Below are 26,985 nucleotides of genomic sequence, written 5' to 3' on the forward strand. Positions count from 1 at the left end.
GGCGCCTGCCTGCATACCCCTCTCGAACTGGGGTTATGAACTACTACCGACCTTCGAACTTGACGGATCGGTTCCCTCCTTCCCTGTGATCCATATCTCAAGCCCTTCCATATGCATCGGGGCCCTGTCGTATGGTGGCGGAACGCCCGATGCACTACCGAGGGGACATTTGCGCTCAAATCCGAGCCAAGAACCTCAAATTCTGCTCTGGTCGGCATCGTCCGGCCCAGATGACAGTGAATGACCTATGGGCCGGGCCCTGCGCGCGAGGATGCGCGGAGGGCGTGGATCCCGGTTACGACTGCCCCATCGCCCCGTCACACCGGGGAACGAGACCCCAGGGCGTGGGGAGGGACATCCGTCGCCGGTGCCGGCCGCCCCCCACCGGGCGCTCAACAGCTCACGAAGCCAAGCGTCCCGAGCAAGCAAGGATCGACCATGGCTTCCAGCCTGACGAAGGACTCGGCGTCCCCGGCCGCCGAAAAGACCTTCTTCGGCCACCCCCGTGGCCTGGCCACTCTGTTCATGACCGAGATGTGGGAGCGCTTCTCCTACTACGGCATGCGCGCCCTCCTGGTCTACTACCTGGTCTCGGGCGGCGCCGACGCCGCCACGGGCAGCCAGGGCGGCGGTCTGGCCATGACCGCGGCGACGACCACGGCCATCTACTCCGTCTACGTGTCCATGGTCTACCTCATGGCCATGCCCGGCGGATGGTTCGGCGACCGCGTCTGGGGCGCCCGCAAGACGGTTGCGATCGCCGGTTTCGTGATCATGGCTGGTCACCTGTCCCTGGCTCTCCCCGGCCAGGCGATGTTCTTCGTGGGTCTGGTCCTGGTCGCGGCCGGTTCCGGTCTGCTGAAGGCCAACATCTCCACGATGGTCGGTCACCTGTACGACGGCCCGGACGACCCGCGCCGTGACGGTGGCTTCACCCTGTTCTACATCGGCATCAACCTCGGTGCCTTCGTCGCCCCGTTCATCGTCGGAACGGTCGGCAAGGAGCACAACTGGCACCTGGGCTTCGCCCTCGCCGCCGTCGGCATGGCCCTGGGCCTCACCCAGTTCCTGATCGGCACCAAGCACCTGAGCCCGAAGAGCAGCCAGGTCCCGAACCCGCTGACGCCGGAGGAGCGCAAGGCCGTCCTCACCAAGGTCGTCCTCGCCGTCCTGGGCATCGCCGTCTTCTACGGCGCCGTGGTCGCCCTCGGCGCCTACACGCTGAACTGGGCCCTGGTCCCGCTGACCCTCGCCGGCCTGCTGATCCCGATCGCCGTCCTGGCGCGCATCAAGCGCGACAAGGACCTGTCGGGTGCCGAGCAGTCGAAGATGACCGCCTACATCTGGTTCTTCATCGCCGCCGCCGTCTTCTGGATGATCTACGACCAGGGTGGCTCCACGCTGTCCCTGTTCGCGGACGACAAGACCGCCGACACCGTCTTCGGCTTCGGCTTCTCCGCCACCTGGTACCAGTCGCTCAACCCGCTGTTCGTCATGGCGCTGGCCCCGGTCTTCGCCTGGCTGTGGCTGTGGCTGTCCCGCAAGAACCAGGAGCCGAACACCATCGTGAAGTTCGCGATGGGCCTGGTCCTGATCGGTGCCTCGTTCTTCGTCTTCATCGTCCCGATGGGCATGGCGACGGGCGACACCAAGGTCTCCCCGATGTGGCTCGTCTCGATCTACATGATCCAGACCATCGGCGAGCTCTGCGTCTCCCCGGTCGGCCTCTCGGTCACCACGAAGATGGCGCCGCAGAAGTACGCCTCCCAGATGATGGGTGTCTGGTTCCTGGCGGTCACCGCCGGCGACTGCACCACCAGCCTCCTGTCCATCGGTGGCGTCGACCTCAACGGCACGTGGGTGATCGGCTTCCAGGCCGCCGCCGCGGCCCTGGCCGGCTTCGCGGTGTACACGTACCGCAAGAAGGTCCAGGCGCTCATGGGCGACGTGCACTGACGCACCCCGAGCGGTAGGTGAAGGCCCGGCACACCGGAAGGTGTGCCGGGCCTTCGTCCGTTCCCGTGCGGGCTACCTCGTGCCCCGCAGGCGGCGCCAGGGGGTGAAGGTGAAGACCGCGGCGCCGAGCAGGATCACCGTGCCGGCGACCAGGGCCAGGGCCCGGACCCCGCCGTCGTCCTGGGCGCCGGTCTCGGCGAGGCCCCCGGCGGCACCGGACGAGCCGGAGCCCGAGGAGGCCGAGCCGGTGGTGGCGGAGCCGGAGCCGCCGGGCTGGGCGGTGGTGTCCAGCTCCAGGGAGACCCCGCTGGCGGCGGCCTTGCAGGGCACGTTGATCGGGGTGGAGCCCGGGGCCATCGTGACGTCGATCGTCAGCTGGTCGGGGCTGAGCGTCACCTTGCCCGACTTACCGGGCTTGTAGGTGCCCGTCATGTCGCTCAGGCTGACCGGCGCCTTGTCGGGGATCGGCTCGGCGTTGGCCGGGCCGGTGACCTTGACGGTGCCGCTGTCGGCGCCGCCGAGCCTGATGTCCATCGAGGGCTTGAGCGCCCCGGCCGGGAGGGCCATGGGGCTGGCCATCGCGCCCTTGGCGGTCTTGACGGTGAGGGCGTAGTCGCCGCCGTTCTTCTTCGCGCTGATGGTCACCGGTGTCTTGATCCCGCCGGGCACCACCGCGCCGCAGTCGTAGGAGACCTCCACCGCCTTGCCAGGGAAGTCGGTCTGGCCGCCCGAGCCGCCGGTGGTGGAACCGCCCGTCGCGCTGCCGCCGGTGCTGCCGGCGGTCGTGGAGCCGCCCGTGGTGGAGCCGCCCGTCGTGGCGCCCGTGGTGCCGCCGGTGGTGCCGCCGGTGGTCGTCGAGCCGGTCGTCCCGCCCGTCGTCCCGCCGGTGCCGCCGCCGCCCGAGACGTCGATGACGGCCCCGCCCGTCACCGCGCCCACCGGGGCGCACTTGGTGACGAAGGTGCCGAAGGGGAAGGTCACCGCCACCTCGTACCTGCCGGGGGTCACGGTGATCCTGCCGGCCTTGGTCAGCTTCAGCTTGCCCTTCATGACGGACATGACCATGGGGGCCTTCTTGGGGATCTCCGGGTTCTTCTTCTCCCCGACGACCTTGACCTCCCCTCCCCCGTCGCCGGCGGTGAGCCAGCCGGTGGGCTGGACCGAGTCCTTGGGGATCACCATCAGGTCGGTGTTGTTCGAGGCCGGCTTCACCGTCTCCCACGAGACGTCGACCTCGTCGCCGACCTTGGCCGTGGCCGGTGCGGTGATCCGGGCGGTGGTCTCGCCCTCCACCGGGTCGCCGCCGCCGGCCGGCGGCACGCACCTGACCTTGAACGTGGTGTCGGCGGCCTGGGCGGGGGAAGCCGCCACGGCGACACCCGCGCCGCTGAGCAGCAGCGCGACCAGGGCCGCGCTCGCCCTCCGTTGGGTCTTCACTGGGGTCCCTTCGTCGTCGGACTGTGATCGGACGGTGCGGACGTCTGCGGGGGCCGCGGCTGCCGGGGCCGCGGGGGGTCCGGGGTGAACCACGGCAGGACCGGTGCCGGGGGCCCGGGGGGCCCGGCCGCGCCGGCCTTCGGGAGGCGGGCGGTCACCGCCGAGGCGGGGTCCGCGGCCGGGTCCGGGGCCGGTTCGGCCGCCCGGTGGCGGCCGGGGGCCCCGGGGCGGGGGCGGACCCGGTCGACGACGGCCATGCCCAGCCGGAAGAGCGCCGTCGGGACCACGACCAGCAGCAGGCCCCAGAACAGCAGCACCCCGTACGGCCGGGCCACGCCCCACGGCTGGGTGGCGAGGACGGTCTCCCCGTACTTGAGGGAGACCGTGTAGTCGCCGTGGGCGCCCGCCGGAAGCTCCACGTCCAGGCCGACCTCCGCCTTGCCGCCGGGCGGGATGGTGCCCTTCCAGCGGGCCTCCTCCCACTGCGGGGCGAACACCCCGTGCGCGGTGCCCAGCTGGAAGACGGGGTCCTTGACGGGCGCCGAGCCGAGGTTGCCGACGGTGGCGGTCAACCTGCGCGACGGCGGGGCCCCGAACCAGGTCAGCACCCCGTCCCCGCCCTTGAGGCGAACACCCGTGAGCATCGCGAGCCGGGCGCTCCCGGACTCGGCGGGCAGGTCGGCCACCGGATGGCCGGTGATCTTCAGCGGGACGGCGACGGTGGACCGGTCGCCGTTGACCGAGGCCACGTCGACCACGCAGGGGCAGGGCTTGGGCGGTGCCGCGACCGGCAGCCGGGCCGTGAACCGGCCGTCGTCGGCGACCGTGACGGCCACCCCGTCGGCGTTGGCGCAGCTGTTGGTGCCGCCGATCATGTTCTGGCCGCAGACCAGCAGCATGACCAGGGTCCTGGCCGGCCATCCGGTGCCGGTGGCGCTGAGCTCGGTGCCCGGGGCGGCCTCTTGGAGGGAGAGCGCCACGGCGGGCCTGCCCGCGGCGGAGGCGGCGGCCGGAGCCGGAGCGGCCGGGAAGGCCGGAGCCGCGGCGGCCGGGGCCGCGGGCAGCAGGGCCAGGGCGAGGGAGGCCAGGGCCGCCACGGCGCGGGATGCGGCCCTCGGGCCGGACGTGCGGCTCACCTGGGCGCTCCCGTCAGCTCGGGTTCGGACGCGGCCGGGGCGCTCGGGCCCCCGGCCGGCTCGTGCGGCGCTCCGCGCGGCTTCCCGCGCCACCGCCCGGGCGGGCCGCGCCGCAGGACCCGTACGAGGACCAGCGCGGCCGCGCCGAGGAGCAGCAGGCCGGCTCCGGCCCGGGCGGCGCTCCCCCCGGGCGCCAGCCAGGCCGTGGCGGTGGCGGTGGCCGGGGCGGCGCCGGGGGCGGTGGCGGTGAGCCGGAGGGAGACCCGGTCGAAGGCGGGCGCGCCCGGCCAGGGCTCGGTCAGGGTGATCCGCCCGCCGGGCAGCAGCTCGACCGGCAGGGCGCGGGCCCGGCGCGGGTCGCGGGCCCCGCCGAGGGCGCGTTCGGCGTGCAGGGCGAGCGCGGGGGTGAGGGCGACGTTGCCCCGGTTGACGAGGGTGTACGCGATGGTGGTGGCCGCGCCCCGGCCGCGTACCGAGACGTCCTCGACGGTGAGGGCCGCCAGCACCGGACCGCCGACCCGCACGTCGACCCGTACCCCCGCCTCGCGGCCGCCCTCGGCGGCGACGACGGCGGCGGGGTGGTCGCCGGGCGGGGCGGAGGGCGGGACGGTCACGGTGAAGGGGACCACGGCGCGGGTGTGCGGAGGGAGCGTGACGGTGGCGGCCGCGCCGAAGCTGATCCAGGCGCCGGCGCCCCGGGTCTCCCGGGCGGGACGGACGGCGAAGGCCCCGTCGGGCGTGTTGTGGGCGTCGGCCCCGCGCAGGGTGACGGTCCGCTCCCGGTCGCCGGTGTTGGCGAGGGCGAGGCGGTCCTCCAGCACGGCGGCGGCGGGGCCGGCGAGGTAGAAGGAGGGGCGGCGGTCCGCGGCGGCACCGGAGGCCGGCTCGGCGGTCCAGCCGGGCTCGTCCGCGGCGGCGGGGGACGCGGGCAGGGCGGCGGCGGCCAGCAGCAGGAGTGCGGCGAGCCGCCCGAGGACGCGGGGCGTGAGCGTGCGGGGCGTGAGGGCGTGGAGCACGGGCGGGCGCTCCGTTCAGGCCGGGGTCCGCCGGGCCCGTCGGCCGCGCCGGGTCAGCCAGAGCATCCCGGCGGCGCCGGAGAGGGCCACGGTGGCGCCGAGGGTGCCGAGGGCGAGGGCGGAGTCGGCGGGCCCGGTCTGCGGGAGGGTGTCCTCCCCGGAGGGCTGCTGCGCGCCGGCGGCCGCCGTCACGTCGAGCTCCAGCGAGGGCTTGGGGCTGTTGCCGGGGGTACAGGTGGTGGTGGTCCCCATGGCCTTGATGGTGAGGACGCCGGCGGTGAAGGCGACCTTGCCGCTCTTCCTCGGGGTGTAGGTGCCCGACAGGTCCGAGATCTTGATGGGGGTGTTGGCGGGCGCGGCCTCCGGGTTCGGGGGGCCGGTGACCGGTATCGAGGCCTGTTCCGCGCCGTCGGCCGTGATGACGGCGCTGGGGTTCATCGCCCCCTTGCCGAGCTCGATGGGGCTGGAGGAGACGCCCTTCTGGAAGGACATCGTCAGCTTGTAGCCGTCGCCCTCCTTGACGGCCTTGATGTCGATGGGCGAGACCGCCGACTTGTCCCCGATGGGGGTCTGGCACTTGTACTCGACGTCGACCACGTCGGCGTGGGCCGCGGGGGCGGCGAGCAGTACGGCGGATCCGGCCAGCGCGGAGGCCAGCGCGAGCGCGGTGGAGCGTTTCCGGTCGGACACCTTCGTCTTCCCCTCGGGCCACGGAACGGCTTACTGACGCCATGTCAGATTGGTGGCTCAAGGTACGCCCGGGACCTTGCGGAGGGAAGACAAAGGACGATCCGGCCTGGAAGGCCCGGTGGGCGGCCCGCCGGGCCGCGCCCGGGCCGCGCCGCGGGCGGGGCGTCAGGCGGCGCGCACCCCGCGGTTCCAGACGGCGGACACGAGCGGGACGCCCGGCCGGTAGGCGAGGTGGACGTGGCTGGGGGCGTCGAGGAGGGCCAGGTCGGCGCGGGCGCCGGGCACCAGGCGGCCGATGTCCGAGCGGCGCAGCGCGCGGGCCCCGCCGGCGGTGGCCGACCACAGGGCCTCGTCGGGGGTCATGCGCATGTCCCGGACGGCGAGGGCGATGCAGAACGGCATGGAACTCGTGTACGAGGAGCCGGGGTTGCAGTCCGTGGACAGGGCGACCGTCGCGCCCGCGTCGATGAGGCGGCGCGCGTCGGGCCACTGGGCGCGGGTGGAGAACTCGGCGCCGGGCAGGAGGGTGGCGACGGTGGTGGCGGACGCCTGGGCGAGGGCGTCCACGTCGGCGTCGGTGAGGTGGGTGCAGTGGTCGGCCGAGGCGGCCTCCAGCTCCACGGCCAGCTGCACGCCGGGGCCGTAGGAGAGCTGGTTGGCGTGGACGCGGGGGATCAGGCCGGCGGCGGCGCCGGCGGTGAGGATCGCGCGGGCCTGGTCGCCGTCGAAGGCGCCCTTCTCGCAGAAGACGTCCACCCAGCGGGCGTACGGGGCGCAGGCCGCGAGCATCTCGCCGGTGACGAGGTCGACGTAGCCGGCCGGGTCCTCGGCGTAGTCGGGGGAGACGATGTGCGCGCCGAGGTAGGTGACCTCGTCGGTGTGGGCGGAGGCGATGCGCAGGGCGCGGGCCTCGTCGGCGACGGTGAGTCCGTAGCCGGACTTGGTCTCGAAGGTGGTCGTGCCCTGGCGGAGGGCCTCGTCGAGGTGGCGGACGAGGTTGGCCTCCAGCTCGGCGTCGGTGGCGGCGCGGGTGGCGGCGACGGTGGTGCGGATGCCTCCGGCGGAGTAGGCGCGGCCGGACATGCGGGCGTTGAACTCCGCGGTGCGGTCGCCGGCGAAGACGAGGTGGGAGTGGGAGTCCACGAAGCCGGGGATGACGGCCCGGCCCTTCGCGTCGAAGGACGCGTCGGCCGCGGGGGCCTCGTCGGCGGCCCCGACCCAGGCGATCCTGTCGTCCTCGATGACGAGGGCGGCGTTCTCGATCAGGCCGAGGGGGGTGCCGTCGCCGAGGGCGGGGTCGTTGGTGACGAGGCTGCCGATGTGGGTGATGGCGGTGGTGGTCATGGTTCCTCTCGGAGGGTTTCCGGGCGTCAGCCCCGGACGGCGGCGATCGCTGCGGACAGGGCTCCGGCGACGTCCCCGACCAGGGTGTGGACGCCGTCGCGGACCACGTGGCGGCCGCCCACCACCGTGTGGCGGACGTCGGCGGCCGAGGCCGCGAAGACCGCCGTCTCGGCGCCGAGCCGCGGCAGCGGGCCGGCCGTGCGGACGGTGTCCAGGGCGAGGGTGGTGAAGTCCGCGAGGGCGCCCGCCTCCAGGCGGCCCGCGTCGGGGCGGCCCAGGGCGGCGTGGCCGTCGGCGGTGGCGGCCGTCAGCAGGGCGTTCGCCGTCCAGTGCCCCCGGGTACGGCTGCGCAGGCGCTCGTTGAGCTCCATCGCCCGCGCCTCCTCCAGCAGGTCGATCACCGCGTGGCTGTCGCTGCCCAGGGACAGCGGGCTGCCCGCGCGCTGGAGCGGGACGGCCGGGCCGATGCCGTCGGCGAGGTCGCGTTCGGTGGTCGGGCACATGCAGGTGCCGGTGGCGGTGCCGCCCAGGAGGGCGATGTCCCCGTCCGTCAGGTGCGTGTTGTGGACGCCGGTGGTGCGCGGGCCCAGCACGCCGTGGTCGGCGAGGAGCTGCGTCGGGGTGCGCCCGTGCGCCGCCAGGCAGGCGTCGTTCTCCGCCGTCTGCTCCGACAGGTGCACGTGCAGCGGGGCCTGGCGCTCCTGTGCCCAGGCGGCGACGGTGGCCAGCTGGTCGGCCGGGACGGCCCGTACGGAGTGGACGGCCGCGCCGATCAGCGCGTGCTCCCGGGGCTTGAGTCCGCAGACCCGCTCGGCCCAGGCCTCGGCGGTGCCGTCGGAGAAGCGCCGCTGGTGCGCGTTGGGTGCCTCGCCGAAGCCGGAGGCCAGGTAGGCGGTGTCGAGGAGGGTGATGCGGATGCCGACCGCCGCGGCCGCCTCGATCAGGGCCTCGCCCATCGCGTTGGGGTCGGCGTACGGGGTGCCGCCGGGGGCGTGGTGGACGTAGTGGAACTCGCCGACGTTCGTGATGCCGGCCAGCGCCATCTCCGCGTACACGGCCCGGGCGAGGTCGAAGTAGGTGTCCGGGGTGAGGTTCTGGGCGACGCCGTACATGACCTCGCGCCAGGTCCAGAAGGTGCCCGAGCCGACCTGGACGGTGGAGCGCAGCGCCCGGTGGAAGGCGTGGGAGTGCGCGTTGGCCAGGCCCGGGACGGTCAGGCCGCGCAGCACCTCCGCGCCGGGGGGCGGGGCGTCGGCCCCGGTGCGCACCTCGGCGATGCGGCCGCCGGCGGTCACGCCGAGGACCACGCCCGGCTCGACGCGGTCGCCGAGCCAGGCGTGTTCCAGCCAGTACGTCTTCTGCGCGATCAGCGACACGCCAGACCTTCCAGTACGTCGGCGAGGGCGAGGACTCCGGCCGTGCAGTCGTCCTCGGCGGCGAACTCGCGCGGGGAGTGGGACACGCCGGTGGGGTTGCGTACGAACAGCATCGCGGTCGGGACGGCGGCGGAGAGGATTCCGGCGTCGTGTCCCGCCCCGGTGCCGAGGACGGGGACGGCCCCGCCGAGGATCCGGTTCAGCTCGTCGCGCAGGGCGTGCTCGAACTCGACGACCGGGGTGAAGGACTCCCGGACGACGTCGAGGTCGATGCCGTCCCGGTCGGCGTGCTCGCGGGCGGCCTTCTCGACGGCGGTGACGACCGTGTCGAGGGTGGCCTGGTCGGCGGCCCGGGAGTCGAGCCAGCCGCGGACGAGGGAGGGGATGGCGTTGACCCCGTTGGGCTCGACGGAGATCTTCCCGAAGGTGGCGACGGCGCCGGCGAGGGCGGCCTCCTGGCGGGCGGCCAGGACGGTCGCCGCGTACGTGAGCATCGGGTCGCGGCGGTCGACGAGGCGGGTGGTGCCGGCGTGGTTGGCCTCGCCGTGGAAGTCGAAGCGCCAGCGGCCGTGCGGCCAGATGGCCGAGGCGATGCCGACCCGGTCGCCGGAGAGGTCCAGGGCGCGGCCCTGTTCCACGTGCAGCTCGACGAAGGCGCCGATGCGGGCGAGCCGCTCGGGGTCGGCGCCGATGGCGTCGGGGTCGTGGCCTGCCCGCTCCATCGCCTGCGGGAGGGTGGTCCCGTCGGCGTCGCGGAGCTCGTACGCCTTCTCCTTGGTCAGCTGTCCGGCCGCGAGGCGGGAGCCGACGCAGGCGAGGCCGAAGCGGGCGCCCTCCTCGTCGCCGAAGTTGGTGATGGCGAGGGGGCGGGTGGGGGCCGCGCCGCGGGCGCGGAGCTCGTCCAGGGCGGCGAAGGAGGAGACCACGCCGAGGGGGCCGTCGAAGGCACCGCCGTCGGGGACGGAGTCCAGGTGGGAGCCGGTGACGACGGCGTCGCCGGCCAGGGGGTCGCCGAGCCAGGCCCACTGGTTGCCGTTGCGGTCGACCTCGTAGGCGAGCCCGCGGGACTCGGCCTGGGCCCGGAACCAGGCACGGCAGTCGGCGTCGGCCCCGGTCCACGCGAAGCGGCGGTAGCCGCCGCTGTCGGCGTGCCGGCCGATGGGGCGCAGCTCGTCCCACATGGCGTGGAACGAGGCGGGACCGCCCCCGCCGCGCGGGGCGGCGGGGGCAGCTGCGGGGGCGGCGGGGCGGGCGCCCGGGGCGGAGCCCCGGGACGCCTCGCCCGCGCCGGTGGCGCCGGAGGGGGTCACGCCTGGTCACCCTCGCGCATGGGGACGCGGACGCCGCGCTCGTCGGCGACCGTCTCGGCGATGTCGTAGCCGGCGTCGACGTGCCGGATGACGCCCATGCCGGGGTCGTTGGTGAGGACGCGGCGGATCTTCTCCCCGGCGAGCTTGGTGCCGTCGGCGACGGTGACCTGGCCCGCGTGGATCGAGCGGCCCATGCCGACGCCGCCGCCGTGGTGGATCGAGACCCAGGAGGCGCCGGAGGCCACGTTGACCATGGCGTTGAGCAGCGGCCAGTCGGCGATCGCGTCGGAGCCGTCGAGCATGGCCTCGGTCTCGCGGTACGGGGAGGCCACCGAGCCGCAGTCGAGGTGGTCGCGGCCGATGGCCAGCGGGGCGGCGAGGGTGCCGTCGGCGACCATCTCGTTGAAGCGCTCGCCCGCCTTGTCGCGCTCGCCGTAGCCGAGCCAGCAGATGCGCGCCGGCAGGCCCTGGAAGTGGACCCGCTCGCCGGCCATCTTGATCCAGCGGTGCAGGGACTCGTTCTCGGGGAAGAGCTCCAGCATCGCCTTGTCGGTCTTGGCGATGTCCGAGGCCTCGCCGGACAGGGCGGCCCAGCGGAAGGGGCCCTTGCCCTCGCAGAACAGCGGGCGGATGTAGGCGGGGACGAAGCCGGGGAAGGCGAAGGCGCGGTCGTAGCCGGCCAGCTGGGCCTCGCCGCGGATGGAGTTGCCGTAGTCGAAGACCTCGGCGCCGGCGTCCATGAAGCCCACCATGGCCTCGACGTGCCTGGCCATGGACTCGCGGGCGCGGGTGGTGAAGCCGGCCGGGTCCTTGGCCGCGTACGCCGCCATGTCGTCGAAGTCGACGCCCACGGGGAGGTAGGAGAGCGGGTCGTGGGCGGAGGTCTGGTCCGTCACGATGTCGATCGGGGCGCCCTCGGCGAGCATCTGCGGGAGCAGCTCGGCGGCGTTGCCGAGGAGGCCGATGGAGAGCGGCTTGCGGGCGTCGCGGGCCTCGACGGCGAGCTGGAGGGCGTGGCGCAGGTCGTCGGCCTTGACGTCCAGGTAGCGGTGCTCGATGCGGCGCTCGATGGCGCGCGGGTCGACGTCGATGCAGATGGCGACGCCGTCGTTCATCGTCACGGCCAGCGGCTGGGCGCCGCCCATGCCGCCGAGGCCGGCGGTGAGGGTGATGGTGCCGGCCAGGGTGCCGCCGAACTTCTTCGCGGCGACGGCGGCGAAGGTCTCGTAGGTGCCCTGGAGGATGCCCTGGGTGCCGATGTAGATCCAGGAGCCGGCCGTCATCTGCCCGTACATGGTCAGGCCGAGGTGCTCCAGGCGGCGGAACTCCTCCCAGTTGGCCCAGTCGCCGACCAGGTTGGAGTTGGCGAGCAGGACGCGCGGCGCCCACTCGTGGGTCTGCATCACGCCGACCGGGCGGCCGGACTGGACGAGCATGGTCTCGTCCTGCTTGAGGGTCTGCAGGGTGCGGACCATCGCGTCGAAGGAGCGCCAGTCGCGCGCCGCCTTGCCGGTGCCGCCGTAGACGACGAGCTTGTCGGGGTGCTCGGCGACCTCGGGGTCGAGGTTGTTCTGCAGCATGCGGAGGGCGGCCTCCTGCTGCCATCCCAGGGTGCTGAGCTCGGTGCCTCGCGCGGCCCGTACGGGGCGGGGTCCTGACATGGCGGTGCCTCCTCCGAATGTTGGTCAATCTATTCACATCCTGTCGTCTTGAATAGATCCAGTCAACAGCTGCGCGCGAGTCCGCCGGATGATGGGATGGCGCCATGGACGCCTTACGGGACGAAGCCGCGCACCGGGACGCCGACGCACGGGACGCCGCCGGGCGCCGCGACCGGGCCGTGCGGGCCGCCGTGGAACAGGGGCTGCTGGACTCCGAGCCGCTGGTCTGCCTGCTGGACACCGCCGGGATCCGGGCCTCCGCCGCCGCCCTGACCGGCGCCTTCGCCGCCGTCACGGCCCCGGGGACACCCGTGCTGCACGCCTTCGCGGCCAAGGCCGCCCCGCTGGTGCCCGTCCTGCGGCTGCTCGGCGCGTGCGGCCTGGGCTGCGAGGTGGCCAGCCCCGGCGAACTGGCGCTGGCCCGGGCCGCCGGGATCCCGGCGGAGCGGACGGTGCTGGACTCGCCCGCCAAGACCGCCGGGGAGCTGCGCGAGGCCCTGGCCCTCGGGATCGCCGTCAACGCCGACAACCACCAGGAGCTGGAGCGGCTCGACGCCCTGGTCGCGGCGGCCCCGACCCGCTCCCCGGTCGGCGTGCGGATCAACCCCCAGACGGGCGCCGGCGCCATCGACGCCCTCTCCACCGCCACCGCCACCTCGAAGTTCGGCATCGGCCTGCGCGACCCGGGCGCCCGCGAGCGGCTCGTACGGGCCTACCTGGACCGGCCGTGGCTCACCCGGCTGCACACCCACTCGGGCTCGCAGGGCCTGCCGCTGGCGCTGATCGCCCAGGGCGTGCGGGAGCTGCACGCCCTGGCCGAGGAGATCAACGCCGCCGCCGGACGCCGCCAGGTCGACACCCTCGACATCGGCGGCGGCCTGCCGGTGAACTTCGCCTCGGACGAGGAGGCCCCGACGCACGCGGAGTACGCCGCCGCCCTGCGCGGGGCCGTCCCGACCCTGTTCGACGGCTCGTACGGGCTGGTCACCGAGTTCGGCCGGTCGCTGCTGGCCAAGCACGGCACGGTGCTGGCGCGCGTCGAGTACACCAAGGCCACCGGCGGCCGCCCGATCGCCCTCACCCACGCCGGGGTGCAGGTGGCCACCCGTACGGTCTACGCCCCCGCGGCCTGGCCGCTGCGGATCCTCGCGTACGACGCGAAGGGCGCCCCGAAGACGGGCGCCCCGGTGGCCCAGGACGTCGCGGGCCCGGCCTGCTTCGCCGGGGACCTCCTGGCCACCGCCCGGGAGCTGCCCGAGCTGGCCCCGGGCGACCTGATCGCCGTACCGGACACCGGGGCGTACTTCTTCACCGCCCACTACGGCTACAACAGCCTGCCGCGCCCCTCCGTCCACGGCTTCACCGCCGACGCGCAGGGCCGCGTCCGCTTCAGCCGGGCCCGCCCGGCGCAGACGACCGGACAGCTGGTGGCGGAGGCGGGCGGCGCCTTCCGGGACGCGCTGCTCTAGCAAGTGCGGCGGGCCGGCCGGCCCGGGGTCACTCCACGAACAGGCCGCGCGCCGCGGCCCGCGCGTCGAAGGACTCCAGCCGGGCCTGCGCGTCCGGCAGCGCGTCCGCCATGGCCTCCAGCAGCACCCGGCCCAGCAGCATCGGCGCGCACGCCGTGTCGAAGGCCAGCCCGGTGCCGACCGGCGCCGGGATCAGCAGGTCCGAGTACCGGGCGACGGGCGCGAACGCCGAGTCGGCCACCGTCACCGTCGTCAGCCCGGCCGCCCGGGCGTGCTCCAGGGCCTCCAGCACCTCGCGCGGATGGCGGGGCAGGGCGAAGCACAGCAGGGCCGAGGCCCCGGCGGTGGCCGCCGCGTCGATCCGGTCGGCGAGCATCGAGCCGCCCTCGTCGAGGAGCCGCACGTCCGGGTGGACCTTGGCGGCGAAGTAGGCGAACCCGCGCGCCTGCGAGGACGCCGCCCGCAGCCCCAGGACCGGCAGCGGGGACGACCCGGCGAGCAGCCGGCCCGCCTCCTCCACCGGCGCCGGGTCCGCGAGCATCGTCGCCAGCCGCCGCAGGTTCTCGATCTCGCCCGCGACGGCCTGCTGGTACTCGTTGTACGACTCCTCGCGCACCGCCCGCGGCGGCTCGGCCGGGGCCACCTCGCGCAGGTGGCGCCGGAGCGCGGGATAGCCGTCGAAGCCCAGGGCCACGGCGAACCGGGTCACCGACGGCTGGCTCACCCCGGCCAGCTCGGCGAGTTCCACGCTCGACAGGAAGGGCACCTCCGCCGCGCCGCGCACCATGCAGTGCGCGATCCGCCGCTGGGTCGGCGTCAGCCGGTGCCCCTCGAAGAGCTTCTGCAGCCGTGCCGCCGGGCTGTCGTTCATCGCCGTCCCCTCCGTCCGGGCGAGATATTCAGTCAGGGTGCACTCTGCATGTGGTTATGCAGCTCGGCAAGCCGGTGCCCGTGATGTGAGAGGGGGGCCGCCGCGCGGAGGGTCCCGGGCGGGCCGCCGCACGGCGGGGGGCGGGCCGGAGGAAGGGGTCGGCGGGGCCGCCGGCACCCCCGGGTCGGACCGGGGGGCGGGACGACGGCGGCCCCACCGGGGACACGGGCCGGGTCAGGGCCGTCCGCGTCCTGGGGCGTCGGCGCGCTCCGGGAGCCGCTCCGGAGGTGCGCTGACGCCGCACTCGGTGCCGGCCGGGGCCCGGCCTCCCGGACTGACCCGCCGACAGGACCACTGTGCCGGTGCCGTGTTAAGCGGGTGCTGCCGCCACATGTCGGGACCGTACCGTTTGCGCCAAGGGCCGGGATCGGCCACGCACGGGCCCCGGCCGCCGACCCCGGCGCGCCCGGGCCTACTTGGCGTTCTTCGCCAGGAAGGCGAGCAGGTCCTGACGGCTCACCACGCCGGTCGGCTTGCCCTCGACGAGGACGATGGCCGCGTCGGCCTCGCCGAGCACGGACATCAGTTCGGAGACCGGCTCGCCGGAACCGACCTGCGGCAGCGGCGCGCTCATGTGCTTCTCCAGGGGGTCGCCCAGCGAGGCGCGCCCGGCGAAGAGGGCGCCCAGCAGCTCCTTCTCCACGACCGAGCCGATGACCTCGGCGGCCATGACGTCCGGGTGGCCGGCGCCCGGCTTGACGATCGGCATCTGGGAGACGCCGTACTCGCGCAGGACGTCGATGGCCTGGCCGACCGTCTCCTCGGGGTGCATGTGGACGAGCGACGGGATGCCGCCCTCCTTGTCCGCGAGGACGGCGCCGATGCGCGCGGCCGGACCGGCCTCCTCCAGGAAGCCGTGGCCGGCCATCCACTCGTCCGAGAAGATCTTGCTGAGGTAGCCGCGGCCGCTGTCCGGCAGCAGGACGACGACCACGTCGTCCGGGCCCAGCCCCTCGGCGGCGCGCAGCGCGGCGACGACCGCCATGCCGCAGGAGCCGCCGACCAGCAGGCCCTCCTCCTTGGCGAGCCGGCGGGTCATCTGGAAGGAGTCCTTGTCGGACACCGCGATGATCTCGTCGGTCACGTTCGGGTCGTAGGCGGTCGGCCAGAAGTCCTCGCCGACACCCTCGACGAGGTACGGGCGGCCGCTGCCGCCGGAGTAGACGGAGCCCTCGGGGTCGGCGCCGATGACCTTGACCTTCCCACCGGACACCTCCTTGAGGTAGTTGCCCGTACCGGAGATCGTGCCGCCCGTGCCGACGCCGGCGACGAAGTGGGTGATCTTCCCGTCCGTCTGCTCCCACAGCTCGGGACCGGTGGTCTCGTAGTGCGAACGGGGGTTGTTCGGGTTGCTGTACTGGTCCGGCTTCCAGGCGCCGGGCTCGCGCGCGAGGCGGTCGGAGACGTTGTAGTACGAGTCCGGGTGCTCGGGGTCGACGGCGGTCGGGCAGACCACGACCTCGGCGCCGTACGCGCGCATGACGTTGATCTTGTCCATGGACACCTTGTCAGGGCAGACGAAGATGCACTTGTAGCCCTTCTGCTGGGCCACGATGGCGAGTCCCACGCCGGTGTTGCCGCTGGTGGGCTCCACGATGGTGCCACCGGGCTTGAGGGCACCGCTCTGCTCGGCGGCCTCGATCATCCGGACGGCGATCCGGTCCTTCACCGAACCGCCGGGGTTGAAGTACTCGACCTTGGCAAGCACGGTGGCCTGCAGGCCTTCGGTCACGCGGTTGAGCTTCACCAGCGGGGTGTTGCCGACGAGGCTGATCATCGAGTCGTGGAATTGCACCATGTTCTCCAAGAAGGGGACTCCACGGGTTCTCCGGGAGGTCCGGCCAGAGTATGCGGAAAGGGATTGGCCGACCGGCAGTACGGGGCAGGAAGGTCAACACGACCGAGGAGGTGGCCTGAGAGGTGTCCAGGGCGAGAACGGCCCGCCGGATCGCGGCGGGGGCAGCGTACGGCGGGGGCGGACTCGGGCTGGTCGGAGTGGCCGCGGTGGGGCTGGTGCTCGCGGAGGTGCAGTTCGCCAAGCGGACGGTGGGGACGGGCCTGCCGGACCCGCCGCGCGCGGACGGCCTGTACGGGAGCGAGTTCGGCGGGCCGGAGCTGAGCCCGGGGCCCCTGCGGATGGCGATGCTGGGCGACTCGACGGCGGCCGGCCTGGGCGTGCGGCGGGCCCGCCAGACGCCGGGGGCGCTGCTGGCGTCGGGCCTGGCGGCGGTGGCGGAGCGGCCGGTGGAGCTGCGGAACGTGGCCCTGTCGGGGGCGAAGTCGGACGACCTGGACCGCCAGGTGTCGCTGCTGCTGGACGGGGACCGGCCGGCGCCGGACGTCTCCGTGATCATGATCGGGGCGAACGACGTGACGCGGCGGATGCCGCTCACGCAGTCGGTGCGGCTGCTGACGGGCGCCGTGCGGCGGCTGCGCCTGGCGGGGTCCGAGGTGGTCGTCGGCACCTGTCCCGACCTGGGCACGATCGAGCCGGTGTACCAGCCGCTGCGGTGGATGGCGCGCCGGGTGTCGCGGCAGCTGGCGGCCGCGCAGACGATCGGGGTGGTAGCGCTGGGGGCGCGGACGGTCTCGATGGGGGACATGCTGGGGCCGGAGTTCGCGGCGAACCCCCGGGAGATGTTCGGCCCGGACTCCTACCACCCCTCCGCGGAGGGGTACGCGACGGCGGCGATGGCCGTCCTGCCGACGCTGTGCGCGGCGCTGGGGGTGTGGCCGGAGTCGGACCGGCTGGACGTGTCGCGCAACGAGGACATGCTGCCCGTGGCGCAGGCCGCGTCCGCGGCGGCGGGCGAGCCGGGCACGGAGGTCACCGCGGGGCGCGGCCCGTGGGCGCTGCTCAAGCACCGGCGCCGGCGCCGCCTCCCGGCGGACGCCGTCCCGGAACCGGCGTCCCCGGCGCCCTCCTGACGCGGGGCGGACGTTTCCCCCTCCCCGGCGCCGGGGAGGAGGACACCCCGGAGCGACGGGCATCACACGCCCGCCCCGGTGACCCCGACCGTACGGGGCGGTAACTTCGCTTGCGGTCCCGCAACGACGCACGCACACCCCTTGGAGTCCCGATGCCCGAAGCCGTCATCGTTTCCACCGCCCGCTCTCCCATCGGGCGCGCCGGCAAGGGGTCGCTCAAGGACGTCCGGCCGGACGACCTGACCGCCACGGTCATCCAGGCCGCCCTGGCCAAGGTCCCCGGGCTGGACCCGCGCGAGATCGACGACCTGATGCTCGGCTGCGGCCTGCCCGGCGGGGAGCAGGGCCACAACCTGGCCCGCATCGTCGCCGTGCAGATGGGCATGGACTACCTGCCCGGCACCACGATCACCCGTTACTGCTCTTCTTCCCTGCAGACCTCCCGCATGGCGCTGCACGCCATCAAGGCCGGCGAGGGCGACGTCTTCATCTCGGCCGGCGTCGAGACCGTGTCGCGGTTCGCGAAGGGCTCCTCCGACGGCCTGCCGGACACCCACAACCCGCTCTTCGCGGACGCCGAGGCCCGTACGGCCGCCGTCGCGCAGAGCGAGGGCAGCGACTGGCACGACCCGCGCCAGGACGGCCTGGTCCCCGACGCCTACATCGCCATGGGGCAGACCGCCGAGAACCTGGCCCGCCTCAAGGGCGTGACCCGCCGGGACATGGACGAGTTCGGCGTGCGCTCGCAGAACCTCGCCGAGGAGGCCATCAAGAACGGCTTCTGGGCCCGCGAGATCACCCCGGTCACCACCCCGGACGGCACGGTGGTCAGCAAGGACGACGGCCCGCGCGCCGGCGTCACCCTGGAGGGCGTGGAGGGCCTCAAGCCGGTCTTCCGCCCCGACGGCCTGGTCACGGCCGCCAACTGCTGCCCGCTGAACGACGGCGCCGCCGCCCTGGTCATCATGAGCGACACCAAGGCGCGGGAGCTCGGCCTGACCCCGCTGGCCCGGATCGTCTCCACCGGCGTGACCGCCCTCTCCCCCGAGATCATGGGCCTGGGCCCGGTCGAGGCCTCGAAGCAGGCGCTGAAGCGGGCCGGGCTGACCGTCGGCGACATCGACCTGTTCGAGATCAACGAGGCCTTCGCCGCGCAGGTCATCCCGTCCTACCGGGACCTGGAGATCCCCCTGGAGAAGCTGAACGTCAACGGCGGGGCCATCGCCGTCGGTCACCCGTTCGGGATGACCGGTGCCCGGATCACCGGCACCCTGATCAACAGCCTCCAGTTCCACGACAAGCAGTTCGGCCTGGAGACGATGTGCGTCGGCGGCGGCCAGGGCATGGCCATGGTCATCGAGCGCCTCAGCTGAGACCCGGAACACAGCGCGCAGAGTGAGGGGTTCGGCACTGCTCCAGCCGGGCCCCCAGCTGCCGCAAGGGATCCTCTAGATCCATACGGTGTACTGACATCAGGTCTAATCCCGTCGCGGCCGACCTGTGACCGAATCTCCCCCAGGATGTGACCTTTGTCCTGGGGGATCGGTATTTGCCCAGGTCAGACGTCATCCCCCTAGGGCCTCCAGGACGAAAGACCTGTCCAATTCATGACGTAATGCACTGCACGCCATTCCCAGCACAGGACAAGCTGATGTAGGAAGTCGGGGGATCGAATCAATCAGGAGTTAGTCAGTGAGCGCCATGTCTCTTGCCCTGCTGCTGACCACGGCCGCTGCCACGGCCGTGGGCGCTGCTGCGCTGCACGCCGTACACGGACTGCGCAAGCAGGTGTCGGCCCTGCGCGATGAGCTCGCCCTGCCGGCCCACGCCCGCGGCGCGAGCGTCCCGCACGCCCGCAGCGCCGCCGAGTCCCCCGCCGCCGAGATACGAGCCGCCGTGGCCGCCGCCCTCGCCGAGGAGCGCGAGCGCGAGCTGGCCGAGGCGCGGGCCTTCTGGGCCGCGCAGGAGGCCCGCGACGCCGCCGACGCCTCCCCCCGCTTCGCGGGGGACACCCCGACCTCCCTGCTGGGCGGGCTGACCGGGCTGGGCGAGGACGGCCCCGTCTTCCTGCCCCGGCAGGCGGACCTGGTCGGCCTGGAGCCGGTCCTGGGCGACGACCTCGCCGACGAGTACCCGGAGGACTCGGCCGAGCTGGCCGCGGCCCGCCGGCGCCACCCCTCGCACCCCGACTTCGTCCCGGTCCAGCCGCACCCCGGCGCCGACCACGAGCGCACCGTCAGCCGCCTGGAGGAGCTCGCGGAGGCCCGTACGGCCCTCGCCGACGTCCGCCCGGGCCCGCTGGGCACGCTCGACGTGTACGTCTTCACGGACGGCACCACGCTGTGCATGACCCCCGGGCACCGGGAGACCGCGGAGCGCCTCGCCGAGGCCCTGCGCTCGGGCACGGCCCCGGTCCTGCTGGGCGGCTCGGGCATCTCCGGCGCCTACGCGCTGACCTTCTCCTGCGGCGACTCCGAGGACCCCGACAGCAACGTCTACATCCTCGCGGACCGGGTCATCGCATCGCTCTGACTTCCACCCGCTCCACCAGCGCCACGGCCTCGTCCAGCATCTCGGACGGGGCCTTCGCGCCGTTCGGGCCCGCGGCGCGCAGCGCCTCGGCCAGGTCCAGCCCGGCCACCGCCAGCTGGTCCCCGACGACGAACACGCCCTCGTCGGGCATCAGGCGCGCCGGAGCCGACCCCGAGGGGTCCTCCAGCCGCTGCGCCGCCGCGGCCAGCTCACGGGCCAGCTCCAGGGCCTCCGCGGCGGCCCCGCGCCGGAGCCGGCTCTGCGGGGCGGCCCGCAGCCGGTCGGCGAAACGTTCCACGGCGGCCGTCAGGGGCGAGGTATCGAGCACCCGGCCGACCTTACGCGCCGCCCGGGCACCATTGCCAACGGGCGAACTCTCCGGCACGGTGCAGTGAAGGGAACAGTACGGCGATACCCCCGGAGGCGCCCATGTCCGTTGAGTTCTCCGAGCAGACCCACCGCAACATGATCGACAGAATCCCCCAGACCACCGGTCGTGAGATCTCCGACTGGCTCCGCACCGTCGACGAGGGCCCCTCCCTCCTCCGGTTCGAGGAGAAGGTCAACTGGCTGCTCGGCGCGCACCAGCTGTCGCACGGCCAGGCGAAGGCGATCGTCCACGAGTACGGGCTGCGCAGAGCGGCCCGCCGGTTCGGCTGAACCCCGGCCCCCCCTTCCGCGCACACCCCCGAGATGCGGGAAGGCCCCGCGAGCGTCGCTCGCGGGGCCTTCCCCGTACCGCACGTCCCTGCCGGTGGGACTAGTCGTCGCCGGAGAGGATCTGGAACAGGCGCAGCAGCTCCAGGTAGATCCACACCAGGGTCATGGTGAGGCCGAAGGCCGCCAGCCACGCCTCCTCGCGCGGGGCGCCGTAGGTCACGCCGTCCTCGACCTGCTTGAAGTCCATGGCGAGGAAGCAGGCGCCGAGGACCACGCCGACGATGCCGAAGACGATGCCGAGCGGGCCGCTGCGGAAGCCGAGGCCGTCGCCGCCGCCGAAGAGCATGAACAGCGAGTTCGCCAGCATCAGCAGGACGAAGCCCAGGGCCGCGGCCATCACGAAGCCGGTGAAGCGGCGCGTGACGCGGATCCAGCGCATCTTGTAGGCCACCAGGACGGCGGCGAAGACGCACATCGTGCCGAGGACGGCCTGGATGACCACGCCGGCGCTGAGGTAGTAGCTGGTCGCCGCGGAGATGATGCCGAGGAAGAAGCCCTCGAACGCCGCGTAGGCCAGGATGATGCCCGGGGAGGGCTTGCGCTTGAAGCTCTGGACCATCGCGAGGACGAAGGCGACGAGCGCCGCGCCCACACCGATGCCGTAGGACTTGCCCAGGTTCGCCGGGTCGACGGGCAGGGCGAGCCAGGCGATGGTCGCGGTGACGATCAGCGTGCCGAGCGTCATGGCCGTACGGCTCACGACGTCGTCGATGGTCATCGTGGTGCCGCGGGCCGGCGCCGCCGGCATGCCCGTGTTCGGGTCGATGGCGTAAGGATTCGTCGCGTACGGGTTGGTCGCGGTCCCGGCCTGCGCGTAAGCCGCGTCGAAGCCCGCGTGGCCGCCGTTGTCGCGGCTGAACCCCCGTCGCGAGAAGACCGGGTTACTGCTCCTCATCTCACTCCTCCATGGCCGCCGGGCGCGGCCTTGCGTCAAGGGTAATGCGTTCGCAAAGAAAGCACCCTACTGCTGGAGGAGGATCTTAGGAGAAGGCGCGGCGAAGCGCCGGGGATAAACGGAGGGACCCCGGGGGTGGCGTACGGGAGCGCGGCGCGGCTGCGGAAGTGCCCGGAGCCGGACTTGAACCGGCACGGCCCGAGGGCCAGCGAGGTTTAAGCTCGCCGTGTCTGCATTCCACCATCCGGGCAGGGCGCAGCGGGCCCCGTGGCAAAGCCTTGAACGCTGCGGTGAGCCTATCCGTAACACCCCGCCCGCCAGCGGCACGTCTATCCGATGTTGTCTGATTTTATTGGTGATTGAGTGGGCGTCAGAAGCGATAAGTCACGGTGGGCAGCGCTGAGGACGACACCGTGCCCCGCCTCGGGAATGACGTGATTTCGCTGCCCCGCGCCACCCCGGGCCACCCCGCCCCACCGGCCCGTCTCCGGGGCTCCCGTCATACCAGAGGAGGAGACGACCACCCCCCTGGTCAGACTCCAGTGGGCCGTCGAACGGGCACCTCGGCTGATCCCCCGGGGGTAAGGACGCGGTGAGGATGGAAGGGTCCCCGCCACCGCGCAGCAGACCCGCTCGACAGGAGTCCCCGTGACCGCCATGAACTACGCCCCGCAGCACACCGCCCAGGCCGTGGCCGCCCGTGCCACGCAGCTCTCCAAGGTGTACGGCCAGGGCGAGACCCAGGTGGTCGCGCTGGACAACGTCTCCGTGGACTTCGGCCGGGGCCAGTTCACCGCGATCATGGGCCCCTCCGGCTCCGGCAAGTCGACCCTGATGCACTGCGTCGCCGGCCTGGACACCTTCTCCAGCGGCTCGGTCCGCATCGGCGACACCGAGCTCGGCAGCCTCAAGGACAAGCAGCTGACCCAGCTGCGCCGCGACAAGATCGGCTTCATCTTCCAGGCGTTCAACCTGCTGCCGACCCTGACGGCCCTGGAGAACATCACGCTCCCCATGGACATCGCCGGCCGCAAGGCCGACAAGCAGTGGCTGGACACCGTCGTGGACATGGTCGGCCTCTCCGGCCGCCTCTCCCACCGCCCCACGCAGCTCTCCGGCGGCCAGCAGCAGCGCGTGGCCGTCGCCCGCGCCCTGGCCGCCCGCCCCGAGATCATCTTCGGCGACGAGCCCACCGGAAACCTCGACTCCCGCTCCGGCGCCGAGGTCCTCGGCTTCCTGCGCAACTCGGTGCGCGAGCTCGGCCAGACCGTCGTGATGGTCACCCACGACGCGGTCGCCGCCTCCTACGCGGACCGCGTCATCTTCCTCGCCGACGGCCGCATCGTCGACGAGATGCACGCGCCCACCGCCGACGGCGTGTTCGACCGGATGAAGGCCTTCGACGCCAAGGGCCGCACCAGCTGATCGGTCACTGATCACCGAAGCCACGAACAGACTTCCAGCCCAGGACTGATAACCCCATGTTCCGTACCGCCCTGCGCAACGTCCTCGCGCACAAGGCCAGGCTGCTGATGACGGTCCTCGCCGTCACCCTCGGCGTCGCCTTCGTCTCCGGCACCCTCGTCTTCACCGACACCCTCGGCAAGGCCCTCTCCGGCCAGTCCGCCAAGAGCTACGACGGCATAGCCGTCTCCGTCACCTCGTGGGGCCCCTCCCGCACCGACGACGGCACCAAGGAGGGCGAGCCCGGCATCAGCCAGCAGACCCTGGAGAAGGTCAAGGCCGTCAAGGGCGTCGACACCGTCTCCGGCCGCGTCTCCGGCTTCGCCGGCGTGGGCGACGAGAACGGCAGGCTGATCGGCTCCGGCTGGGCCAACAAGGGCTCCAACCACGCCCCCGTCAAGGACGGCAAGGACCCCCGCTACACCTTCACCGACGGCGCCGGCCCGGCCAAGGACGACCAGATCGCCCTCGACAAGGAGACCGCGGCCAAGGGCGGCTACAAGGTCGGCGACAAGGTCCGCGTCGCGACCAACGGCCCGGTCAGGGAGTTCACCCTCACGGGCGTCTTCACCACCGAGGACGGCGCCGTCAACGCCGGCGGCAGCCTGGTCCTCTTCGACACCAAGGTCGCCCAGGAGCTCTACCTCCAGCCCGGCTTCTACGACGAGCTCGCCGTCACCGCCAAGGCCGGCACCTCCGCCGACCGGCTGCTCGCCGACATCAAGCCGCTGCTCGACGACAAGCACACCAAGGCCCAGACCGGCAAGGAACTCGCCGCCCAGCAGGCCAAGGACATCGAGAAGCAGATGAGCAGCTTCAGCACCATGCTGCTCGCCTTCGCCGGCATCTCCCTGTTCGTCGGCGTCTTCCTGATCTACAACACCTTCACCATGCTGGTCGCCCAGCGCACCAAGGAGCTGGCCCTGCTGCGCGCCGTCGGCGCCAAGCGCGGCCAGGTCATGCGCTCGGTGCTCGCCGAGGCCCTGGTCATCGGCGCCACCTCCGCCGCGATCGGCCTGGCCGCCGGCATCGGCCTGGCGGTCGGCATGCGCTCCCTGATGGATTCCATCGGCGCCAAGATCCCGGCCGGCGACCTCGTCATCGCCCCGGGCACGGTCGTCGCCGCCCTGCTCATCGGCGTCGTCGTCACCACCGTCGCCGCGCTGCTGCCGGCCTGGCGCACCGGGCGGATCGCCCCCGTCGCCGCCATGGGCAGCGCCCACCTCCCGGCCACCGCGAAGTCCCTGGTCGTGCGCAACGTCCTCGGCTCGCTCATCAGCCTCGCGGGCATCGGCGTGGTCTTCCTCGGCGTGTCCATGGGCGGCGACGGCCGCATGGTCATCGGCGGCGGCGCGGGCCTGATGCTCATCGGCATGATCGTGCTGCTGCCGCTGCTGTCCCGTCCGGTCATCGGCGCCGTCCGCCCGCTCCTGCAGAAGGTGTTCGGCGTCCCCGGCAAGCTGGCCGCGCAGAACGCCGTGCGCAATCCCCGCCGCACCGCCGTCACCGCCGCCTCCCTGGCCATCGGCCTCACCCTGGTCACCACCCTGTCGGTGCTCGGCGTCACCATGGGCACCGCCGTCGACCGGATGAGCACCGACAAGCTGAAGGCCGACTACAAGGTCTCCATGGCCGGCGGCATCGGCGGCCTGGACAAGTCCGTGGCCGAGACCCTGGCCAAGGCTCCCGGCATCAAGGCGGTCTCCCCGCAGGCCGACGGCTACTTCAAGATCGGCGACAGCTTCCGCTCGGCCTCCGGCGTCAACCCGGCCACCATCGGCGAGCTGCTGAACATCGAGGTCACGGCCGGCTCCCTGGGCAGCCTCGGCAAGGGCGAGGTCGCGGTCGCCGAGAGCACCGCGAAGAAGCAGAACCTCACCGTCGGCTCCACGCTCCAGGCCCGGTTCGAGGACGGACAGAAGAGCGACCTCCGGATCGGCGCCGTCTACAAGGACCTGGAGGGCCTGCTCTCCCCGTACGTCCTCGACAACCGGATCCTGAGCGCGCACACCGACCAGCAGTACGTCCGCGAGGTCTACGTCAACGCCACCGCCGGCGACTCCAAGGCGGGCCAGCAGGCCGTCATCGACGCCCTCGGCAAGAACCCGGCGATGACCGTCGCCACCCGGCAGGACATGCGCAACGAGATGGGCGGCATCATCAACACGATGCTGAACGTCATGTACGGCCTGCTCGGCATGGCGCTGATCATCTCGGTGCTCGGCGTGGTCAACACCCTGGCGATGTCCGTCTTCGAGCGGACCCAGGAGATCGGCATGCTGCGGGCGATCGGCCTCGACCGCGCCCGGGTCAAGAACATGATCCGCCTGGAGTCCGTGGTGATCTCGCTCTTCGGCGCGGTCCTCGGCATGGGCATCGGCCTCTTCCTGGCCTGGGCCGTGGGCACCACCGTCGCCAAGTCGGTGCCGAACTACGAGCTGGTCCTCCCCTACGGCCGCCTCGGCGTCTTCCTCCTGCTGGCCGCCGTCGTGGGCGTGCTGGCCGCCATGTGGCCGGCCCGCAGCGCCGCCCGGCTGAACATGCTGACCGCCATCAAGACCGAGTAGTCCGGGAGCGGACGGGAACACGGAAGGGCCCCGGGGCGCATCGCCCCGGGGCCCTTCCCGTTCCCGTTGCCGTTCCCGTTGCCGCAGGCGTACGGGGCTACGCGCCGCCCCAGGCCCGGGAGCGCAGCGGCATCCCCGAGAGCCCGCGGCCGCCCGGCTTGACGGCCAGGATCTGGTTGACCCCGAGGCGGGCGTGCTCGAAGCCCAGCGCGGAGGCCGCCATGTAGAGCAGCCAGACCCTCGCCCGGCCGGGCGAGGTGAGCCGCACGGCCTCGTGCCAGTGCTCCTCCAGCCGCGCCACCCAGGCCCGCAGGGTCAGCGCGTAGTGCTCGCGCAGCGCCTCCACGTCGCGGACCTCGAAGCCGGCCTTCTCCAACTCGCCCACGGTGGAGCCCACCGGGGAGAGCTCGCCGTCGGGGAAGACGTAGGCGTCTATGAACTCGTCGATCTCGTACGCCGCTTCGTCGGGCTCCGGGGGCCGGCCGATCTGGTGGTTGAGCAGGCGGCCGCCGGGGGCCAGCAGCGCGTGCAGGATGCCCGCGTACTCGCGGTAGCGCTCGGAGCCGACGTGCTCGGCCATGCCGATCGAGGAAATCGCGTCGTACGGGCCGTCCTTGACGTCCCGGTAGTCCTGCACGCGGATCTCGATCCGGTCGGTCAGGCCCTCCTCGGCGATCCGCTTGCGGGCGTACGCGGCCTGTTCCCGGGAGAGCGTGATGCCGGTGACCCGGACCCCGTACTCGCGGGCGGCGTGCAGGGCCATGGAGCCCCAGCCGCAGCCGACGTCGAGGAGGCGCTGCCCGGGCTTGAGGTCGAGCTTGCGGCACACCAGGTCGAGCTTGTCCCGCTGGGCGTCCTCCAGCGTGCCGTCCCCGGTCCAGTAGGCGCACGAGTAGACCATCGAGGGGCCCAGCACCCGCTCGTAGAAGGCGTTGCCCACGTCGTAGTGGTGGCTGATGGCGTGGCGGTCGCGGCTCTTGGAGTGGCGCAGCCCGCCCTGGCGGACGGCCTCCTCCGGGGGCGGCGCGGGCCGGGTCCACGGGCGGGACAGGGCCACGAGCTCGCGCACCGCGGCCCGGGCCGCCGGGTCGCGCAGCAGCGCCGCGGTGCCGGCGGCGCCCGGGGCGCGCGCGGCCAGGTGCGGGCGCAGCGCGGCCAGTTTGGCCAGGCCGGAGCGGGGGCGGCGGGCGGGGGCGGGCGCGGGCTCGCGCTCCCAGACCAGGCCGGCCACCTTGTCCAGCGTGTCGAACAGGTCGCCGTCGATGGTGAGGTCACCGGACACCCAGGCCCGGGCGAGGCCCAACTCGCCGGGCTTCCACAGCATGTGGCGCAGGGCGCGCCGGTTGTTGAGGACGAGGACGGGGCCGGCGGCGGGGCCGGCCTCGCTGCCGTCCCAGGCCCGTATGCGGACGGGCAGGGGGGCGCCCAGCAGGGTTTCGGCAAGGGCTGCCAGCCGCGGCGCGGCGTCGGTCATCGAGGCACCTCCAAGGTGTTCCGACCAACCGGCTACCCATATCCGAACGGGGCCATTCTCCGCCGAATCACACCTGGAC

General features: G+C 73.2%; 21 protein-coding genes and 1 tRNA gene. 8 read left to right on the plus strand and 14 right to left on the minus strand.

From position 1 onward, the window contains the following. Window positions 1-438 precede the first annotated feature (438 nt). Entirely contained in the window at window positions 439-1,956 is a 1,518-nt protein-coding gene (locus ACIRBY_RS18640; RefSeq protein ID WP_403901713.1) for a peptide MFS transporter, read from the plus strand. 72 nt (window positions 1,957-2,028) lie between these two features. Here ACIRBY_RS18640 and ACIRBY_RS18645 read toward each other — a convergent pair whose 3' ends face one another. The 8 genes from ACIRBY_RS18645 to hutU all read right to left on the minus strand — a co-directional run bounded on the left by ACIRBY_RS18645 (window position 2,029) and on the right by hutU (window position 11,926). Further along, window positions 2,029-3,393, minus strand: a complete 1,365-nt coding sequence (locus tag ACIRBY_RS18645) for a hypothetical protein (protein WP_403901715.1) — start codon at window positions 3,391-3,393, stop codon at window positions 2,029-2,031. Beyond that, a complete protein-coding gene (locus ACIRBY_RS18650; protein ID WP_403901716.1) occupies window positions 3,390-4,529 on the minus strand; it encodes a hypothetical protein in 1,140 nt (379 codons plus the stop codon). Before ACIRBY_RS18650 ends, ACIRBY_RS18645 begins: the two co-directional genes overlap by 4 nt. Continuing rightward, complete coding sequence (locus tag ACIRBY_RS18655; RefSeq protein ID WP_403901717.1) at window positions 4,526-5,545, minus strand: hypothetical protein; 1,020 nt, start codon at window positions 5,543-5,545, stop codon at window positions 4,526-4,528. Before ACIRBY_RS18655 ends, ACIRBY_RS18650 begins: the two co-directional genes overlap by 4 nt. A 15-nt stretch (window positions 5,546-5,560) precedes the next feature. Then, the gene (locus tag ACIRBY_RS18660) at window positions 5,561-6,235 is read right to left on the minus strand and encodes an LPXTG cell wall anchor domain-containing protein (RefSeq protein WP_403901718.1); all 675 of its coding nucleotides are present in this window, start codon (window positions 6,233-6,235) and stop codon (window positions 5,561-5,563) included. Between the two features lie 165 nt (window positions 6,236-6,400). Next, complete coding sequence (gene hutI / locus ACIRBY_RS18665) at window positions 6,401-7,579, minus strand: imidazolonepropionase (RefSeq protein WP_403901720.1); 1,179 nt, start codon at window positions 7,577-7,579, stop codon at window positions 6,401-6,403. Window positions 7,580-7,605: 26 nt separating this feature from the next. Then, complete coding sequence (locus tag ACIRBY_RS18670; protein WP_403902031.1) at window positions 7,606-8,946, minus strand: formimidoylglutamate deiminase; 1,341 nt, start codon at window positions 8,944-8,946, stop codon at window positions 7,606-7,608. Further along, window positions 8,946-10,136, minus strand: a complete 1,191-nt coding sequence (locus tag ACIRBY_RS18675) for an allantoate amidohydrolase (RefSeq protein WP_403902033.1) — start codon at window positions 10,134-10,136, stop codon at window positions 8,946-8,948. Before ACIRBY_RS18675 ends, ACIRBY_RS18670 begins: the two co-directional genes overlap by 1 nt. A 125-nt stretch (window positions 10,137-10,261) precedes the next feature. Beyond that, window positions 10,262-11,926 (minus strand): urocanate hydratase, encoded by a 1,665-nt coding sequence (gene hutU / locus ACIRBY_RS18680; RefSeq protein ID WP_403901721.1) that lies wholly within the window; start codon window positions 11,924-11,926, stop codon window positions 10,262-10,264. Window positions 11,927-12,030: 104 nt separating this feature from the next. Here hutU and ACIRBY_RS18685 point away from each other — a divergent pair, with 104 nt between their 5' ends. Continuing rightward, entirely contained in the window at window positions 12,031-13,395 is a 1,365-nt protein-coding gene (locus tag ACIRBY_RS18685; protein WP_403901722.1) for a diaminopimelate decarboxylase, read from the plus strand. A gap of 28 nt (window positions 13,396-13,423) precedes the next feature. On the opposite strand, the gene ACIRBY_RS18690 is transcribed toward ACIRBY_RS18685, so the two are convergent. Together ACIRBY_RS18690 and ACIRBY_RS18695 are read right to left on the minus strand one after the other, a co-directional pair. Further along, window positions 13,424-14,266: a MurR/RpiR family transcriptional regulator gene (locus tag ACIRBY_RS18690; RefSeq protein WP_403901724.1), complete on the minus strand. Its 843-nt coding sequence runs from the start codon at window positions 14,264-14,266 to the stop codon at window positions 13,424-13,426. Between the two features lie 472 nt (window positions 14,267-14,738). After that, window positions 14,739-16,121, minus strand: a complete 1,383-nt coding sequence (locus tag ACIRBY_RS18695) for a cystathionine beta-synthase (RefSeq protein ID WP_403902035.1) — start codon at window positions 16,119-16,121, stop codon at window positions 14,739-14,741. Between the two features lie 125 nt (window positions 16,122-16,246). Here ACIRBY_RS18695 and ACIRBY_RS18700 point away from each other — a divergent pair, with 125 nt between their 5' ends. From ACIRBY_RS18700 to ACIRBY_RS18710, 3 genes are all read left to right on the plus strand, one after another. Next, window positions 16,247-17,254: an SGNH/GDSL hydrolase family protein gene (locus ACIRBY_RS18700; protein WP_403901725.1), complete on the plus strand. Its 1,008-nt coding sequence runs from the start codon at window positions 16,247-16,249 to the stop codon at window positions 17,252-17,254. A 152-nt stretch (window positions 17,255-17,406) separates the two neighbouring features. Further along, window positions 17,407-18,627 (plus strand): acetyl-CoA C-acetyltransferase, encoded by a 1,221-nt coding sequence (locus ACIRBY_RS18705; RefSeq protein ID WP_403901727.1) that lies wholly within the window; start codon window positions 17,407-17,409, stop codon window positions 18,625-18,627. A 328-nt stretch (window positions 18,628-18,955) separates the two neighbouring features. Continuing rightward, window positions 18,956-19,786 carry a hypothetical protein gene (locus ACIRBY_RS18710; RefSeq protein ID WP_403902036.1) on the plus strand — a complete coding sequence of 277 codons (831 nt, stop codon included), beginning with the start codon at window positions 18,956-18,958 and terminating at the stop codon, window positions 19,784-19,786. Here ACIRBY_RS18710 and ACIRBY_RS18715 read toward each other — a convergent pair. After that, window positions 19,770-20,114 (minus strand): hypothetical protein, encoded by a 345-nt coding sequence (locus ACIRBY_RS18715; protein WP_403901728.1) that lies wholly within the window; start codon window positions 20,112-20,114, stop codon window positions 19,770-19,772. The genes ACIRBY_RS18710 and ACIRBY_RS18715 overlap by 17 nt on opposite strands. A 101-nt stretch (window positions 20,115-20,215) precedes the next feature. Between ACIRBY_RS18715 and ACIRBY_RS18720 the strand changes: the two genes are divergently transcribed. Continuing rightward, entirely contained in the window at window positions 20,216-20,446 is a 231-nt protein-coding gene (locus ACIRBY_RS18720) for a DUF4287 domain-containing protein (RefSeq protein WP_403901729.1), read from the plus strand. Window positions 20,447-20,546: 100 nt separating this feature from the next. Here the strand turns inward: ACIRBY_RS18720 and ACIRBY_RS18725 are convergent, their stop codons facing one another. Together ACIRBY_RS18725 and ACIRBY_RS18730 are read right to left on the minus strand one after the other, a co-directional pair. Further along, window positions 20,547-21,401 (minus strand): Bax inhibitor-1/YccA family protein, encoded by an 855-nt coding sequence (locus ACIRBY_RS18725; protein ID WP_403901730.1) that lies wholly within the window; start codon window positions 21,399-21,401, stop codon window positions 20,547-20,549. 168 nt (window positions 21,402-21,569) lie between these two features. After that, window positions 21,570-21,651 (minus strand) — tRNA-Leu (locus ACIRBY_RS18730). Window positions 21,652-22,058: 407 nt separating this feature from the next. Here ACIRBY_RS18730 and ACIRBY_RS18735 point away from each other — a divergent pair. After that, window positions 22,059-22,826, plus strand: a complete 768-nt coding sequence (locus ACIRBY_RS18735) for an ABC transporter ATP-binding protein (protein WP_366450990.1) — start codon at window positions 22,059-22,061, stop codon at window positions 22,824-22,826. Between the two features lie 56 nt (window positions 22,827-22,882). After that, complete coding sequence (locus ACIRBY_RS18740) at window positions 22,883-25,432, plus strand: ABC transporter permease (protein WP_403901731.1); 2,550 nt, start codon at window positions 22,883-22,885, stop codon at window positions 25,430-25,432. Between the two features lie 97 nt (window positions 25,433-25,529). On the opposite strand, the gene ACIRBY_RS18745 is transcribed toward ACIRBY_RS18740, so the two are convergent. Next, window positions 25,530-26,906 (minus strand): class I SAM-dependent methyltransferase, encoded by a 1,377-nt coding sequence (locus ACIRBY_RS18745; protein WP_403901732.1) that lies wholly within the window; start codon window positions 26,904-26,906, stop codon window positions 25,530-25,532. Window positions 26,907-26,985 lie beyond the last annotated feature (79 nt).

Origin of the sequence: Streptomyces sp. NPDC096136 (assembly GCF_044763325.1) — a bacterium.
Classification (GTDB): Bacteria; Actinomycetota; Actinomycetes; order Streptomycetales; family Streptomycetaceae; genus Streptomyces.

What these genes read in the sequence shown, in the direction of transcription:
- ACIRBY_RS18640 (WP_403901713.1), top strand. Translation starts at nt 439, where the DNA reads ATGGCTTCCAGCCTGACGAAGGACTCGGCGTCCCCGGCCGCCGAAAAG.
- hutI (WP_403901720.1), bottom strand. Translation starts at nt 7,579, where the DNA reads ATGACCACCACCGCCATCACCCACATCGGCAGCCTCGTCACCAACGAC.
- ACIRBY_RS18675 (WP_403902033.1), bottom strand. Translation starts at nt 10,136, where the DNA reads ATGTGGGACGAGCTGCGCCCCATCGGCCGGCACGCCGACAGCGGCGGC.
- hutU (WP_403901721.1), bottom strand. Translation starts at nt 11,926, where the DNA reads ATGTCAGGACCCCGCCCCGTACGGGCCGCGCGAGGCACCGAGCTCAGC.
- ACIRBY_RS18685 (WP_403901722.1), top strand. Translation starts at nt 12,031, where the DNA reads ATGGACGCCTTACGGGACGAAGCCGCGCACCGGGACGCCGACGCACGG.
- ACIRBY_RS18690 (WP_403901724.1), bottom strand. Translation starts at nt 14,266, where the DNA reads ATGAACGACAGCCCGGCGGCACGGCTGCAGAAGCTCTTCGAGGGGCAC.
- ACIRBY_RS18705 (WP_403901727.1), top strand. Translation starts at nt 17,407, where the DNA reads ATGCCCGAAGCCGTCATCGTTTCCACCGCCCGCTCTCCCATCGGGCGC.
- ACIRBY_RS18710 (WP_403902036.1), top strand. Translation starts at nt 18,956, where the DNA reads ATGTCTCTTGCCCTGCTGCTGACCACGGCCGCTGCCACGGCCGTGGGC.
- ACIRBY_RS18720 (WP_403901729.1), top strand. Translation starts at nt 20,216, where the DNA reads ATGTCCGTTGAGTTCTCCGAGCAGACCCACCGCAACATGATCGACAGA.
- ACIRBY_RS18725 (WP_403901730.1), bottom strand. Translation starts at nt 21,401, where the DNA reads ATGAGGAGCAGTAACCCGGTCTTCTCGCGACGGGGGTTCAGCCGCGAC.
- ACIRBY_RS18735 (WP_366450990.1), top strand. Translation starts at nt 22,059, where the DNA reads ATGAACTACGCCCCGCAGCACACCGCCCAGGCCGTGGCCGCCCGTGCC.
- ACIRBY_RS18740 (WP_403901731.1), top strand. Translation starts at nt 22,883, where the DNA reads ATGTTCCGTACCGCCCTGCGCAACGTCCTCGCGCACAAGGCCAGGCTG.
- ACIRBY_RS18745 (WP_403901732.1), bottom strand. Translation starts at nt 26,906, where the DNA reads ATGACCGACGCCGCGCCGCGGCTGGCAGCCCTTGCCGAAACCCTGCTG.